The sequence below is a fragment of the Geomonas sp. Red276 genome (genome assembly GCF_054784495.1).
This window is the reverse complement of the sequence record NZ_BLXW01000014.1, coordinates 86,066-101,464: the sequence shown is the minus strand read 5'-3', so window position 1 is coordinate 101,464 and position 15,399 is coordinate 86,066. Positions and strand designations below refer to the sequence as shown.

The 15,399-nt window shown below is 67.9% G+C and carries 13 protein-coding genes; 12 read left to right on the top strand and 1 reads right to left on the bottom strand.

The genetic code is table 11. The features are described from left to right. The first annotated feature begins 12 nt into the window (after window positions 1-12). The 12 genes from ACYVL5_RS11695 to ACYVL5_RS11640 all read left to right on the top strand — a co-directional run bounded on the left by ACYVL5_RS11695 (window position 13) and on the right by ACYVL5_RS11640 (window position 14,318). Window positions 13-1,446, top strand: coding sequence for a hypothetical protein (locus ACYVL5_RS11695; RefSeq protein WP_460595754.1), 1,434 nt, complete (start codon window positions 13-15; stop codon window positions 1,444-1,446). Between the two features lie 28 nt (window positions 1,447-1,474). Continuing rightward, window positions 1,475-2,242, top strand: a complete 768-nt coding sequence (locus ACYVL5_RS11690; protein WP_460595753.1) for a dolichyl-phosphate beta-glucosyltransferase — start codon at window positions 1,475-1,477, stop codon at window positions 2,240-2,242. A gap of 243 nt (window positions 2,243-2,485) precedes the next feature. After that, the gene (locus ACYVL5_RS11685; RefSeq protein ID WP_460595752.1) at window positions 2,486-2,812 is read left to right on the top strand and encodes an STAS domain-containing protein; all 327 of its coding nucleotides are present in this window, start codon (window positions 2,486-2,488) and stop codon (window positions 2,810-2,812) included. Further along, on the top strand, window positions 2,809-4,860 hold the full coding sequence (locus tag ACYVL5_RS11680; RefSeq protein ID WP_460595751.1) for a chemotaxis protein CheA: 2,052 nt from the start codon (window positions 2,809-2,811) through the stop codon (window positions 4,858-4,860). The genes ACYVL5_RS11685 and ACYVL5_RS11680 overlap by 4 nt, the downstream gene beginning before the upstream one ends. 13 nt (window positions 4,861-4,873) lie before the next feature. After that, window positions 4,874-5,398 (top strand): CheW domain-containing protein, encoded by a 525-nt coding sequence (locus ACYVL5_RS11675; RefSeq protein ID WP_460595750.1) that lies wholly within the window; start codon window positions 4,874-4,876, stop codon window positions 5,396-5,398. Then, the gene (locus ACYVL5_RS11670) at window positions 5,395-7,125 is read left to right on the top strand and encodes a methyl-accepting chemotaxis protein (protein ID WP_460595749.1); all 1,731 of its coding nucleotides are present in this window, start codon (window positions 5,395-5,397) and stop codon (window positions 7,123-7,125) included. Before ACYVL5_RS11675 ends, ACYVL5_RS11670 begins: the two co-directional genes overlap by 4 nt. Before the next feature lie 46 nt (window positions 7,126-7,171). After that, window positions 7,172-8,524: a cache domain-containing protein gene (locus ACYVL5_RS11665; protein WP_460595748.1), complete on the top strand. Its 1,353-nt coding sequence runs from the start codon at window positions 7,172-7,174 to the stop codon at window positions 8,522-8,524. Then, window positions 8,521-11,559, top strand: coding sequence for an ATP-binding protein (locus ACYVL5_RS11660; protein ID WP_460595747.1), 3,039 nt, complete (start codon window positions 8,521-8,523; stop codon window positions 11,557-11,559). Before ACYVL5_RS11665 ends, ACYVL5_RS11660 begins: the two co-directional genes overlap by 4 nt. Then, on the top strand, window positions 11,556-12,908 hold the full coding sequence (locus ACYVL5_RS11655) for an Hpt domain-containing protein (protein ID WP_460595746.1): 1,353 nt from the start codon (window positions 11,556-11,558) through the stop codon (window positions 12,906-12,908). Before ACYVL5_RS11660 ends, ACYVL5_RS11655 begins: the two co-directional genes overlap by 4 nt. After that, entirely contained in the window at window positions 12,905-13,330 is a 426-nt protein-coding gene (locus ACYVL5_RS11650) for a response regulator (RefSeq protein ID WP_460595745.1), read from the top strand. Before ACYVL5_RS11655 ends, ACYVL5_RS11650 begins: the two co-directional genes overlap by 4 nt. Before the next feature lie 31 nt (window positions 13,331-13,361). Next, window positions 13,362-13,745, top strand: coding sequence for a response regulator (locus tag ACYVL5_RS11645; protein WP_460595744.1), 384 nt, complete (start codon window positions 13,362-13,364; stop codon window positions 13,743-13,745). Continuing rightward, the gene (locus ACYVL5_RS11640; RefSeq protein ID WP_460595743.1) at window positions 13,746-14,318 is read left to right on the top strand and encodes a CheB methylesterase domain-containing protein; all 573 of its coding nucleotides are present in this window, start codon (window positions 13,746-13,748) and stop codon (window positions 14,316-14,318) included. A 137-nt stretch (window positions 14,319-14,455) separates the two neighbouring features. On the opposite strand, the gene ACYVL5_RS11635 is transcribed toward ACYVL5_RS11640, so the two are convergent. Further along, the gene (locus tag ACYVL5_RS11635; protein WP_460595742.1) at window positions 14,456-15,355 is read right to left on the bottom strand and encodes a LysR family transcriptional regulator; all 900 of its coding nucleotides are present in this window, start codon (window positions 15,353-15,355) and stop codon (window positions 14,456-14,458) included. Window positions 15,356-15,399: the final 44 nt, after the last annotated feature.

Sequence of the window (15,399 nt, the reverse complement as noted above, 5' to 3'; positions counted from 1 at the left end):
CGGAGGAGAGCCATGCAACGTATCTGGTCGCGCGGGGACAGCGATACCGACAAGGCCGGGGCGGTCGGCGCCTCGCTGGCGCTGCACGGGCTCCTCATCCTGCTCTTAACCAGCAGCTCCAGCTTCAACCTCTTGCTCGGCCACGACCACCCCTTCGAACTCTACTGGTTCGCCCCGGCCCCCCCCTCCCTGCAGGCGGAAAGGGGCGGGCTTGCGCACCCTGACGTTGCGGCGGCGGTGCTCACCGACAAAGAGGACCAAGCCGAGGAGGAGGGGAGCGGCGAGGAGGAGACCGTACTCCCGGCGCCCCATCCGGAGACGGGAATCGCGCCCCCCCTCGGCCCTCCCGCTTCGCTACCGAGGGCTGCGGCGGCCCGGCCGCCTGATCCCCCGCTTCCGGCTACCGCATCCCCGACCATGACCTACCCCGGGGCCGCTCCGGCGAAAGTGGCACTCGAGGGGGGAATGGATGCCGCCGGTTTGGGGGGCGGGATGGAGAGCCGGAGGGGGCCCGGGGAAACACTCCCCCCTCAGCCATCGGCGGCCGCCACCGGGGCGACAGGCTCCTCCAGGGGAGCCTCCCCCGCCGCCAAGACTCCGGTAGCCTCGCGTCCGGCGGCGGTGTCCTCCCGTCCGGCGGTAGTGCCGATGGTCTCGCGTCCGGCGGCGCCCCCCGTCCTCCGGATTGCCTCCCCACCGGTGGCGGCGGCCGACCGCAGGCCCGTCGCGCCCCTCCTGTCGCCCCCTTCCCTCCCGAAGGGGGCTGGCGCGCAACGAAAGACCGCCCGTTCCGCGAAGAGCTTCCCCCGACGCGCCGCGGCCGCCTCGAGGGAGCCGGGTGACCGTCCGGGAAGGGAAGCACTCCCCGGCCACCGGGAAGAGGGGAGCGCCCAGGCGGTCCGCCAGGAGCCCCTCCCGGCGGCGGAGGCAACCCGCCGGCTGCCGGGAACCACCCGCCCGCCGGGGATGGCCGCCACCCCGCTCCGCGGCGACCTCAAACTGGTGGTCCGGGGGGGAGCCGGGCTGAAGGTGACCGTCGCCTTCCGGGAATATCCCATCTCTCGCCACACCAAGCCCCCGGGAAGGGCCGAGTCCCGCCGAACCCAGAAGGTGGCGGTCGTCGAGGCGGTGACCGGTGAAGAGACCAGGGAGGTGGTGGTCGAAAAGAGCGGCGAAGGGGTCTATCTCTTCACGGTGGAGCCCCCCGGGTACCTCGAGGAGGGGGGAAGCTTCACCATCAGGATCTACCAGCGGGAGAACGGGACCAGGATCGTCCAGCTCGGAAGCCGCAGGGTCAAGGGGCGGACCCTGTTGGCCCGGGTCCTGATGCCGGAGGGGATCCTCTGGGAGGACGACGCCGCCTTCACCGGGACGTTGGAGGATGCCGACAGCGTCACCAAGTTCAACGCCCGCACCGGGATCTACTGGAAGGAGTACAACGACTGAAGCGCCTGCCGGCGCGAAGGGGGTTCTCATGCTTCCGGAAACCAGCATCGTGATCGCCGCTTTCAACGAGCAAGAACGACTGCCGCAAACGCTGCGGACCATCGCGAGCTACCTGGCCCGGCGTGGGACCCCCGCCGAGATCGTGGTGGTCGACGACGGGAGTACCGACGCCACCGCACAGGCCGTGCGGGAGATGGCGCCGAGCGTGCCGGGTCTCAGGCTGATCGGCTATCCCGCCAACCGCGGCAAGGGGTACGCGCTCAGGACCGGGGTCCTGTCGGCCCGCGGCGGGGAGGTGCTGGTCACCGACGCCGACCTCTCGACCCCCATCGAGGAGCTCGACTCCCTCCGCAACGAGCTCGCCCGGACGGGAAGCGACATCGCCATCGGCTCCCGTGCCCTCCCCGCGAGCCGCATCTTGAAGGCCCAGCCCCCCTGGCGCCGGCTGATGAGCCGACTCTTCAGCCGGGCGGTGCGGTCGCTGGTCATCCAGGAGTTCCGCGACACCCAGTGCGGCTTCAAGCTCTTCAGCGCCCGCTCGGCCGCCGAGCTCTTCGCCAGGGCGCGCATCGACCGCTTCGCCTACGACGTGGAGATCCTCGCCCTGGCCGGCCGCCACGGATTCAAGGTCTGCGAGGTCCCGGTCAGCTGGACCAACTCCCCCGCCTCCCGGGTTCGTCCGCTGCGCGACTCCCTGCAGATGCTCGCCGACCTGGCGCGCATAAGGTTTTTACTTACCATACCCAAGGCAAGGCCCGCCATCGCCACGGTGAAAACCCTAGACCCCGAAGGTTGACACGGTCCCCTCCCGGCACGATTGCCCGAATTTTCCTGCCTCGAAATAAAGGGGGGCGCCCGTCAACCCGCGCCCCCCTTCGATCTACCGCCTGCCCCCCTTCCGGCCAGAAAAATAAGAGATTCCCCGACCAAGCTATCATTAAAGTTCTGCCCCCCCTTGCCGAAAACCTCCATGTATACAGTTACCGTTTCGTTACCCGCGTGTGCAAGCCGGCAGGATTGACCGGCAGAAAGGATCCCGATGTCACCGCAAAAAGAGCCCCTCTTCACCCTTCACCTGGAGGGGGAGTGGCGCATCGAACAGGCCCCGGACCTGCTCCGGCAGGTGGGGGGGGGGTGGTCCGCGCTTATCGCCGCGGCACCGCCTCCCGACCGCGTGGAGATCGACCTCGCGGAGGTCCGGGAGATCGACGCCTGCGGCGGTCAACTGCTGGCCTTGCTGCAGGAGCAGGTAAGGCGGCGGGGGATGATGCCGCTCCTTTCGGCGGTACCTCCCCCGGTCAGGGAGCGGCTGGCACTGCTCGGATACCTCGCCCAGGAAACGGGCGGGGAAGGTGGGGAGCCATGAGCGCCAAAGAGTTGGACGGTAACGATCTCAGCAGGTTCAACCAGGCCTTCTTCGAGGAGTGCGCCGAGCACCTGGCGGAGATGGAGCGGATCCTGGTCTCGCTCGGGGACCGGGAGCCGGACCGCGACCAGTGGGATGCCGTGTTCCGGGCCGCCCACTCCATCAAGGGGGGAGCCGGCATCTTCGGCTTCGAGGACATGGCGGTGGTGACCCACGCGCTGGAGTCGCTGCTCGACCTTTTGCGCAACCGGGAGATCCCCTACCGCGCCTGCATGGTCGACCTCTTCCTGGAGGCCGGAGACGTCATCTCCATGCAGCTCGCCGGGCACCAGGAGGGGAAGGTGGTGGACCGGCAGGCGGTGGAGGCGGTGACCGCCAAGCTCGAGCAGGCGCTTTTGCGGCAATCCTCCCCCCGCGAGCTCCCGGCGGCGGGAGACCCGGTGCCGGCGCCGCCTCCCACCCGCATTCCCATCCCCTACCGGGTGATCTTCTCTCCCCCGGCCGACCTCTTCGCCCGGGGAGTCCGCATGGAAGGGCTGATCGAGGAACTGGGCGAACTGGCTGAGCCGGGAACCTTCCGCTGCCGCGCCGAGCTCACCGAAATCCCCCCCTTTGAGGGGCTCGACCCGCAGCGCTGCCTGACCCGCTGGCACTTCACCCTGACCACCTCGGCAGGCGAAGAGGCCATCCACGACGTCTTCATGTTCGCCGCCGAGGAGCACGAACTGGAGGTGGTCCGGTTGGCGGGAGAGGTGGCCTTACCCTCCCCCCCCGCCCCGGTGGCCTCAGCCGCCCCAACTCCCCTCGCCACGGGAGCGCGGGAGCGAAGCGGCGGCGAGGGGGGGCGTCCCCCCGGCGAGCCGGACAACTCCATCCGGGTCAGGGTGGGAAAGGTCGACCAGCTGATCAACCAGGTGGGGGAGCTCCTCATCACCCAGTCCATGCTCTCCCAGATGTCGGCCACCCTCGACCCGGTGCTCCACGAACGGCTCCTAGCCTGCGTCTTGCAGCTCGAGCGTAACGCCCGCGACCTGCAGGGGAGCGTGATCTCCATGCGGCTCGTCCCGATCAGCACCGTCTTCAACCGCTTCCCGCGCATGGTGCGCGAGATCGCCGCCAAGCTCGGCAAGAACGTGGAACTGAGGCTGGTGGGGGAAGGGACCGAGCTGGACCGCGGCCTCATCGAGAAGATCGCCGACCCCCTCTCGCACCTGGTGAGAAACGCCCTCGATCACGGGATGGAGAGTCCCGGGGAGCGGGCGGCGACCGGCAAACCGGCCACCGGCACCCTGACCCTGGCCGCCTCCCAGGTGGGAGGGAGGATCCTCATCCAGGTCTCCGAGGACGGACGGGGGCTCGACCGGGAGAGGATCCTCGCCAAGGCGGCCCAAAGCGGCATCACGGTCAGCGAGACCTTGACCGACGAGGAGGTCTGGCAGCTCATCTTCCTCCCCGGCTTCTCCACCGCCGCCGAGGTGACCGACCTCTCCGGCCGCGGGGTCGGGATGGACGTGGTGCAGCGAAACGTCCAGGCCCTGGGGGGAAGGATCCAGCTCGCCTCGGAGCCGGGGAAGGGGACCAGCGTCACCATCAGCCTCCCGCTCACCCTGGCCATCGTGGACGGCCTCTCGGTCTCGGTGGGGGAGGAACGCTTCATCGTCCCGGTCAACCTCGTGATCGAGTCGCTGCAGCCCTCCCCCGACCAGCTGAAGATGGTCAACGGCCGCGAGGTGGTGCGGGTGCGCGGCGACTACCTCCCCATCCTGAGGCTCCACCAGCTCTTCGGCATCGACCGCGCGGTCGAGCGCCCGGAGCGGGGAATCCTCATGCTGGTGGCGGTGGAGACCGAACGGGTGGCGCTTTTGGTGGACGCCCTGGTGGACGAGCTGCAGGTAGTGGTCAAGAGCGTGGAGGCCAACTTCCGGCACGTGGAGGGGAGCGCGGGTGCGACCATCCTCGGCGACGGCAAGGTGGCGCTCATCCTGGACCTCACCGAACTGGTTCTTATGCAGAGACGGTCGATCGCGGAAGCGGTCCAGGCCGCTTGAAGGAGAGTGACGGATGGAAATCGGCAACGCGGCAACCGCCCTGACCGGCGGGCATCACCTTTCAGAGCACCTCACCTTCCGGCTGGGGAACGAGAACTACGGGATCGACATCCTGAAAGTGCAGGAGATCCGGGGCTACGACAGCGTGACCCGGATCGCCAACACACCCGAGTTCATCAAGGGGGTCATCAACCTCAGGGGGGTGATCGTCCCCATCGTGGACCTGAGGATCAAGTTCGCCACCGGCGAGGCGACCTACCACCAGTTCACCGTGGTGATCATCATCAACGTCCTCTCCAGGGTGGTCGGCATCGTGGTGGACAGCGTCTCCGACGTGGTGGCGCTGCCGCCGGAAAGCGTGAAACCTGCGCCGGAGCTCGGCTCCACCCTGGACACCCGCTACCTCTCCGGGCTCGCCGATCACAACGGTGAAATGCTGATCCTGATCGACATCGAGAAACTGATTGCCAGCGACGAACTGCAGGTCGTCAAGGCTGCCCATAACCACCGAAACGAAAACGAGACGAGGTTCGTATGAAAATCACCAAGTTCAAAGATTGGAAGATCCTTACCAAGATCCTGAGCATCTCGCTCGCCACCGTGGCGCTGATCGTCCTGGGGGTGCTCTGCTACCTCCTCCCCTACATCGAGAAGCACCTGATGGACGAGAAGATCCAGGCCACCAAGGGGGTGGTCGAGGTGGCCTACGGCATCATGGAGGGGAAGTACAACGAGGCCAAGGCGGGTAGAATCCCCATGGCCAAGGCCCAGCAGGAGGCCATTGACCAGATCCGCGACCTCCGCTACCACGGCTCCGAATACTTCTTCATGCTCGACCTGGACACCAAGATCGTCATGCACCCACTCAAGCCCGAGATCGTCGGCAAGTCCCAGGCCGAGACCAAGGATCCCACCGGCAAGCACCACTACGTCGAGTTCGTCAACGTCTGCAAGGAGAAGGGGGAGGGGACCGTCTCCTACCTGTTCGAAAAGCCGGGCGCCTCCAAACCGGTCCCCAAGATCTCCTACGTGAAGCTCATGAAGGAGTGGGGGTGGATCGTGGGGAGCGGCATCTACGTGGATGACGTCAACGCCGAGATGAGCAAGATGAGGTGGCAGGTGGTGGGGGCCACCCTCATCCTGGCGGCCGTGATCGCGCTCTTCGCCTGGTTCGTGGCGGGGAGGATCAAGCGGGCGCTCGACCAGGCGATCGGAGCCTCCCAATCCATCGCATCGGGGGACCTGACCACCGCGGTCAGCGCGGAGAGCAGCGACGAGACGGGCGAGCTTTTGAGCTCTCTCAAGCAGATGAACGACGGGCTCGCCAAGATCGTGGGGGAGGTGCGCCACGGCGCCGACTCCATCGCCCACGCCGCCGAGGAGATCGCCACCGGCAACGCCGACCTCTCCCAAAGGACCGAGGAGCAGGCGAGCGCCCTGGAGGAGACCGCCTCCAGCATGGAGGAGCTCACCTCCACCGTCCGCCAGAACGCCGACAACGCCCAGGCGGCCAACCAGCTGGCCATCAACGCGAGCAGCGTGGCGGTCAAGGGTGGCGAGGTGATCTCACGGGTGGTCACCACCATGGAGTCGATCACCGACAGCTCCCGCAAGATCTCCGACATCACCAGCGTGATCGACGGCATCGCCTTCCAGACCAACATCCTCGCCTTGAACGCCGCGGTGGAGGCGGCCCGGGCCGGCGAGCAGGGGAGGGGCTTCGCGGTGGTGGCCGCCGAGGTGAGGAGCCTCGCCCAGCGAAGCGCCGCGGCCGCCAAGGAGATCAAGGCCCTCATCGAGGACTCCTCCGACAAGGTGCGGGACGGCAGCCGGCTGGTGGAGGAGGCGGGACAGACCACCCAGGAGATCGTGACCAGCATCCGCCAGGTGGCCGAGATCATGGCCGAGATCTCCGCGGCCTCCCAGGAGCAGTCGACCGGCATCGAGCAGGTCAACAACGCCATCATCCAGATGGACCAGGTGACCCAGCAGAACGCCGCGCTGGTGGAGGAGGCCTCGGCCGCCGCCGCCTCCCTCGAGGAACAGGCCCAGCAGCTGGTGGAGGTGGTGGCGCGCTTCCGGCTGGAGGAGGGGAAGGAGCAGCCGGCCGCCCCGAAGGCGCAGCGCGAAAGGCGCCCGCCGACCAGGAGCGCGGGGCCGCGCGAGCGTGTGATCGTGGCGCCCCCGGCCCCCCGGGTGGCCCGGGCCAACGACAAGTCGCCGGCCGCCAACCTGACCCTGGACGACGAATGGAAGGAGTTCTAGCCCCGGCACCGGTCGCCGCCCGGCCAAACCATCTCCAGGGGGTGCGATGAACGGTATCGTGCGCAGCATACTGCTCCCGCTGTTACTGACCGCCACCATCGCCGCCGTCGCCCTGCACACGGTCAACCACCTGGTGCTCGAGAAGATCCTCAGCCAGGAGCTGACCGAGGTGGCCCAGCTGCAGAACAACAACCTCCGGGTCTTCTGGGAGCTCTGCGGCGCCAAAGGGAGCGCCTTCCGGCTGGAGGGGGGGGCGCTTTGGTGCGGGAACTACCGGATAAACGGCAACAACGAGATCCCCGACAAGGTGCTCGACCTGACCGGGAGCCGGGCCACGGTCTTCATGGGAGACGTCAGGGTGGCCACCAACGTCCCGCTGGCCGACGGGAGGCGGGCGCTTTGGACCGTGCTCGCCAACCCGGCCCGGCGGGCGGTGCTGGTGGAGGGGAGAAGCTACCGGGGAGAGGCGGCCATCCTCGGGGTCCCCTACTACACCGCCTACGACCCGATCAGGAACCGCCGCGGCGAGGTGATCGGCGCCCTCTTCGTCGGGATGGACCGCGACCACAGCCTGGAAGCCTACCGGAGGATGAGCTTCAGCATCAGGGCCATCAACGCGAGCTTCGGGGCCGGGATCGTCCTCTGCGCCCTGCTGTTGCTCATGCAGAAACGGCGCTCGGAGGAGGTGCTCCGGGAGCGCGGGAGACTGGAGGCCAAGGCACAGCATTCGGCCATGATGGAGGCCCTCATGGTCCATCTGAGCCACGACCTGAAGACCCCGCTCACCCCGCTCTGCGCCCTCCTGCCGCTCATGATCCGCGAGACGGGCGACCCGAGGCTCGTGAGGATGCTGGAGATCTGCCGGGACAACGTGGAACAGATCCGGGGGATGGCCGAGAAGTCCCTCCAGATGGTGAAACTCTCCTCCCGCAGCAGCGACCTCTGGCCGCTGGAGCTCGCCCCGCTGGCCGAGCAGGCCATCCTCGAGACGGCAGACGAGCTCTCCCGGCGGGGGGTGAGCTGCCAAAACCTCATCCCCGCCGGCATCCACATCATGGGGTCGATGGAGCAGCTCGACCTTCTCTTCACCAATCTCCTCTCCAACGCCGCCCGCTACGCCGCCGGCGCCGTCGTCCTCACCGCCCGGGTGGAGGGAAACCGGGTCGTGGTGGAGGTGCGCGACGACGGGGTGGGGCTCGACCCCGAGCACACCGCGCTGATCTTCACCGAGTTTTTCAAGACCGACGGTGCCCGCCACGATACCGGTAGGCAGGGATTGGGGCTGGCCATCTGCCAGCGAATACTATATAACCACGGAGGCAGCATCTGGGCCGAGAGCCCCGGTCCCGGGCTGGGGACCAGCATTTTTTTCACCCTCAAAGGGGCACCGCCTCCATGAAGCAACTCTCCATCGACCAACTCAAGGAACGGATCAGGCTTTTCGTCGGGCTCACCGTGGCGTCGGTCATGCTGATCACCGCCCACGGTGTGGTCACCGAGCGCCGCGACGTGCTGAACAGCGCCCGCAGGCTTTCCGCCGGGTACGTCCACGCCCTCGCCGAGCACAGCGAGAGCGCCCTCTCCGAGGGGGACGGCATCCTCCGGGAGCTCCTCGGCGACCTGCGGCGCGAGGGGGGGCTCGACCGGGTCGACGCCGCCTCCTTTCACGAAAAGATGCGCCTCGCCATGCGGGACTCGCCCCAGGTGGGAACCCTGTTCATCGCCGACCGCCAGGGGGCGATGCGGATCAACTCCGACACCTACCCCGCCAAGCCGGTGCAGGTCGGCGACCGTCCCTACTTCCGGCGCTACGTCGAGGAACCGGGGCTCGGCCTCTCGGTCGGGGAGCCGATCACCAGCCGGCTGGTGCACCGCCGCCGCTTCAACCTGATGCGCCCGCTGAACGCGCCGGGGGACCCGTTCACGGGGCTCTTGGCGCTCGGCTTCGAAACGACCTACTTCAGCACCCATTTCGACCCCTCCAAGCTCGGCTTCCGCGGCGAGGTGCTCCTGGTGAGAGACGACGGCACCCCGCTGGTCTGGGACCCGCACCCCGCCGCCGAGCAGGAGCCGAAGCTCGGCGCCAGCCCGCTCTTCAGGCGGGAGCTTCCCCGCGCGAAAAGCGGGGTGTTCCGCGAGCAGATGAGCTTTCTCGACGGCTTCCCCGCCATCATCGCCTACCAGCACCTCTCCCGCTTCCCGGTGGTGGCCGTGGTGAGCCTCAACGAGGATGAGGTGCTCGGCCCCTGGTACGGCCGCACCCTCCGCCAGTCCGCGCTGGCCGTCGGTCTGAGCCTCGTGCTGATCGCCCTGACCCGGATCCTCTTCAGCCACCTCGACCGCCTCAAGGTGGCCGACCAGCTGGTGGGGGGACAGCGTTCGCAGCTCGCCATCAAGGCCGCCCAGCTCGACTGGGTGCTCGACGTGATCCTCCAGGTCGACCGTGAGGGGAGGATCCTCCATTTCAACCAGGCCCTCTGCCGGCTGACCGGCTTCAGCCAGCACGAGCTCTCGGGCGCCCGCCTGCAGGACATCGAACCCCCGGAGTTCGCCGAGCGGGTGGCCCCCAACATCGACCGGCTCATGCAGGGGACGCAGGAGGAAACCTTCGAGAGCGCCTTTCTCTCCCGCAGCGGCGCCCTCATCCCGGTCGAGGTCCACTCGCGGATGATCGAGAGCGAGGGGCAGCCGCTGCTGCTCAGCGTGGTCCGGGACATCACCCACCGCAAGCGGGGGGAGGAGCGGGAGAGGAACCGGCTGCGGGTCCTCGAGAGGATCGCCGGCGACGCCCCGCTGGAGGAGCTGCTGACCGCCATCGCCACCTTCGTCGAGGAGGAGAGCCCCGGGGCGCTCTGCTCGCTCCTTTTGGCCGACCCCACAGGAACCACGCTTCGCCACGGCGCGGCCCCCACCCTGCCGGATTACTACAACCGGGCGGTGGACGGCCTGCGGATAGGCTCCGGCAAGGGGTCCTGCGGGAGCGCCGCCTTCCTGCGCCAGCGGGTGGTGGTGGAGGACATCGAGCCGCACCCCTGGTGGCAGGGATTCGAACCGGCCCGCACCGCCGGCCTGCGCGCCTGCTGGTCGGAACCGATCCTCTCCCCCCAGCGCGAGCTTTTGGGAACCATCGCCATCTACCACCGGACACCGGCGGCCCCGGGGCAGGAAGACCTCCTGCTGCTCGAGTCGGCGGCCCACCTGGCGGGGATCGCCATCTCCCGCGTCCGCAGCGAGGAGAGCCGCCGCTCTCTCGAGGAGCAGCTCCGCCACAGCCAGAAGATCGAGGCGCTGGGGAGGCTGGCCGCGGAGGTGGCCCACGACTTCAACAACCTGCTCACCCCCATCATGGTCTACGCCGACCTCCTGAGACGGGGTCTCTCCCCGGAAGCGCCCCAGATGAAGATGGTGGAGGCGATGGGGGAGACCGCCCAGAAGGCGAGCGAGCTCACCCAGAAACTCCTCTCCTTCGGCCGCAAGCAGCTCCCGGACATGTCACCGGTGGACCTCAACGAGGTGGTCCGCGCCTTCGGCGGCATCATGCGCACCACGGTCCGGGCCAGCATCGGGGTCGAATACAACCTCTCCCCCACCGCCACAGGGGTGCTGGCCGACCGAGGTCAGCTGGAGCAGGCCCTTTTGAACCTGGTGGTAAATGCCCAGGACGCCATAGCGGAGCGCGGGACCATCTCGGTGGAGACCGGGCACCTGGTGCTGGACGACGAGTTCCTCGGCCGCCATCCCGGGCTCGATCCGGGGGCCTATGTGCTGCTGGCGGTTACCGACGACGGCTGCGGGATGGACGAGGGGACCCTCCACCACGTCTTCGAGCCGTTCTTCACCACCAAGGAGGCGGGGCGCGGGACCGGGCTGGGACTGCCGACCGTGTACGCCATCGTCAAGCACCACGGGGGCTGCCTGGAGATCAAGACCCGCCCGGGGGAAGGGACCCGGGTGGAGATCTACCTTCCTTCCCGAAGCGGGCTGCTCTCGGCGGCGTTGCAGTCGGCTGCGCCGGCCGAGGTGCCGGTCCAGGTCGAGGAGGGGGGGACGGTGCTCCTGGTGGAGGACAACGCCGCCATCAGGGAGACCGTCACCGAGCTCCTGCACTCGTTCGGGTACCAGGTGCTGAGCGCGGCGCTCCCGGCCGAGGCGCTGGAGATGGCGGCCGGCGTCAAGGTCGACCTTCTGGCCACCGACGTGGTGATGCCCCAGCTGAGCGGGCCCGAGCTGTACGAGCGGCTTTTGGAGGGACACCCCTCGCTGCCGGTACTCTACATCTCCGGCTACAGCATCAACCCGCTGCCGGGCGATGCACCGGCCGGGGGGGGCTTTTTGGCCAAGCCGTTCACCGTCGAGCAGTTCCTGGACCGGGTTCGGCGGATGATGGCCGGAACAAGAGGCAAGCACGGGGCCGAATCCGGTGAGCAGTCATGAGCGGCCAGCGACCGCTGCTGGTGATCGCGGATCCACCGGTAACGGCCGGCGATTTCCGTGAGATTCCCGGCGGTGGCGGGGATCCCGGCACCTCTCCCGGGGGGTACCGGATCGAGTGGGCCGACGACGGGGAGCAGGGGATAGCCCTGGTGACCCGCGGGTTGGACCGGCAAAGCCCCTACCCGGTGGCCCTGGTCGATCAGTCCCCCTCGTCCGGGGAAAGCTGGGTCGAGACCGTGGAGCGCCTTTGGGAGGCGGACCCCCGTCTGCAGGTGGTACTCTGCACCGCCGGCGGCGAAGCCGGCGAGGCGGCGGAGCGGTTTCGGGGTGACCAGCGGCTCCTCTTGCTGAAAAAACCGGTCTCCCCCCTGGAAGTCGTCCAGTCGGTGGGGATACTGGCCGCTAAATGGGAGCTGGAGCGCCGCAGCGAGCAATTAGGAGAGCTCCAGGCGCTGGCCCAGCGGCGAGGAGACGCGCTCGACACCTTGACTGCCGATCTCGAACGGGCCCGGCGGGAGGCCGATGCCGCCCTGCAAGCCAAAAGGGAGCTCCTGGCCGCCATCGAAAAGGAGCTGAAGGGCCCGCTCAACACCGTGCTGGGGATGGCCGACCTGGCCCTGTTGGCCGAGCTACCCGCCAGTCAGCGGGGGCTCCTCGTCAAGGTGCGGGAGGCCGCCCAGGCACTGGGGGAGAAGGTCGGGGCCGTCCTCGACACCGCCGGACCGGCGGGCGAGACCGTTTCGCTCCCCGGGGTCTCCATCGCGCTGGGGCTCGAGTACTGCGGGGACGACCGGGAGCTTCTCCGCTCGCTGATGGAGAAGTTTCTCCGGCGCCGGGAAGCCACCGCCGAGATCGCCGACCTCCTGGCCAGGGGGAACCGTGAGGAGGCCCAGCGGGCGGCGCACACGCTGATCTCGCCGGCGGCCACCATCGGCGCCGACCTCCTTGCCCGGGCGGCCCGGGCGATGGAGGAAGGGATCAGGGACCGGGACGGCGACCGGCTCCCCCCTCTCTTGGAGAGGCTGGGGCGTGAGCTCAACCGGGTGATGGGTTCGCTCGATCGCTACCTCGCCCAGCAGCCCAACCAGGCGGGGCCCGGGGGACCCGACCGGGCGAGGGTGAAGGGGCTGCTCGAGCAGATGACCTCCCTCTTCGAGAGCGACCTGGGAGCCGCCCTCTCCGTCAAGGATGAACTCCGGCGCGAACTGCGAGGCAGCCACCTCTTCGAGCAGTTCTGCCGGCTGGAACATTTGGTGGATTCCTTCGATTTCAACGGGGCGGCCAAGGCCCGGGAACGGTTGGAGGAGATGCTGGAATCGGCACCGGCAGTGCCTGAGGAGAAGCCATGAACGAAACGGTCGGCGCGGCAGCCCGCAAGAAGCTCTTGATCATCGACGACACCCCCGAAAACATCCAACTGCTGATGGCGATCCTGGGACGCGAGTACCAGATCATCGCCGCGCGGGAGGGGGAGCGGGCTCTGGCGCTGGCCGCCAGCGATCCCCAGCCGGACCTGATCCTGCTGGACATCCGGATGCCGGGGATGGACGGCTTCGAGGTCTGCGAGCAGCTCAAGAGCGACCCCAAGACCCGGGACATCCCGGTCATCTTCGTCACCACCATGAACGCCGACGAGGACGTGCGCCGCGGGCTCGCGCTGGGAGCGGTGGATTACATAACCAAGCCCTACAGCCCGACCCTGGTGAAGGCCCGCATCCACGCGCAGTTGTCGCTGACCAGGGTGCCTGCCGGGGATGCCGGCGGCGAGTGAACAGTCATGAACGCAGGGAGGGAAGGGTGAAATGGCCAAGCAAGTGATGATCGTCGACGACAACCGGTACGTCCGCGACTCGGTGGAAATCATCTGCCAGGGGGAGAACCTGGGGGTGGTCACCGCCGCCTCGGGCGAGGAGTGCCTGAGAAAGCTGGAGGAGGGGTTCCGGGGAGTGATCCTGATGGACGTCATGATGCCGGAGATGGACGGCTGGGACACCATCCGGGCCCTGATCGAGAAGGAGCTCTATCCGGGCAACGTGATCGTCATGCTGACCGGGATGGGAGAGCCGGACACCAAGATGGACGGGGTGCAGGAGTACGTCACCGACTACATGACCAAGCCGTTCAACCCGGAGGAGCTGATCCAATCGCTGCGCTACTACCTGGCCCTGGTGGACGAGCTCCAGTAGATGACCTGCCGCAACCTCGTGGTCATAGGGGTCTCCACCGGAGGTCCCCTCACCCTGCGGGAGATCTTTCTCCGGCTCCCCCCCTTGAATGCCGCTATCCTGGTGGTGCTCCACATCACCCCGCCGATGGATGCCCGGATCGCCAAGGGGCTCGACGCGGTCTCCACCATGCCGGTGGCGCTCGCCCGGCACGGGGAATACCTCGAGTCCGGCCAGGTCTACCTGGCCCCGGGTGGTTTCCATCTCCGGCTGGACCCGCAGTACCGGGTCGAACTGGTCCGCGGCGAGCGGGTCAACTACGTGCAGCCCGCGGTCGACGTCACCATGTCCTCACTTAACCGTCAGCTCCACGGGATCCTGGTGGGGGCGGTGCTGACCGGGATGGGAAAAGACGGCGCGGAAGGGATCCGCCACGTGAAGCGGGTGGGTGGCATCACCATCGCCCAGGACCAGAAAAGCTCCACCATCTACGGGATGCCCAAGGCCGCCGCCCAGACCGGCGCGGTCGACTTCGTCCTCTCCCCTTCTCAGATCGCCGACAAGCTGGCCCAACTGATCCCCCCCTTGGCCTGACCCTTCGCCTCGACCTGCCCTCCCCTCGGGCTGGCCACCTCGGCCTTTACAATCTGCCCTCACCCGGCCTTCGGCCACCCTCTCCCGGGGGGAGAGGGCATACCGGTAAGCTTCACTAATTGCACCGTTATTCTCCCCTAAAGGGGCGAGGGGATTGATGCCTGCCCCCCTCCCCTGGCCAGCAGGAACTCCGCGAAGGCGCGGTTGGCCCGGGAGAGGTAGCTCTGTCTCTTCCAGGCGATCAGCAGGTCGAGGTAGAGCGGCGGATCGAAGGAGACCGCCACCAGTTCGCTGTCGTCGGCCACCACCATCCTCAGGAGGATGGAGATACCGGTTCCGTTTCTCACCAGCGACCTCACCAGCGAGAAGAGGTTGGTCTCGAAGACGATCTCCGGCCGGGCCTCGCTCTCCTTGAGCGCCTCCAGGAAGAACTCCCGGATGAAGTACCCCTCCTTGTAGAAGATCAACGGTTCGCTGATGAACTCGGCCAGGGTGACGCTCCCGGCGGTGGCGAAGCGGTGTCCGGGGGGGACGCAGACCACCACCTCCTCCCTCAGGAAATGACGGGTCTCCAGGGTATCCGGAAAGCTCTCCCCGGCCACCACCCCCATGTCGAGCTCCCCCTGGGCGATCATCCGCTGGATGCGCGCCGCCCCCTCGCCGTGCACGGCGAGTTTCAGCTTGGGGAAGGCGCGGTGGAAGTCCCTGATGATGTCGGGGAAGAAGTAGGCGGAGATCATGGGGGGGATGCCGATGCGCACCTCCCCCTTGGAAAGCCCCTTGAGCTCGGCCATCTCCAGCTCGGCCGCCTTCAGGTCGTCGAGTACCCGGCGGGCGTGGAGGAGGAAGATCTCCCCTTCCGCGGTGAGGGAGACCTTGCGGTCCTGGCGGTTGAAGAGGGTGAGCTCCAGCTCCTCCTCGAGCTTCTTGATCGACATGCTGAGGGCCGGCTGGGCGATCCGGAGCCCTTCAGCGGCGCGGGTGAAGCTGGCGGTGGTGGCGACCTCCACGAAATACCTGAGCTGCCTGGCGTCCATCAATGCTCCTGTCGGACTGATCGGACCTGTCCGACCTGTCGGCG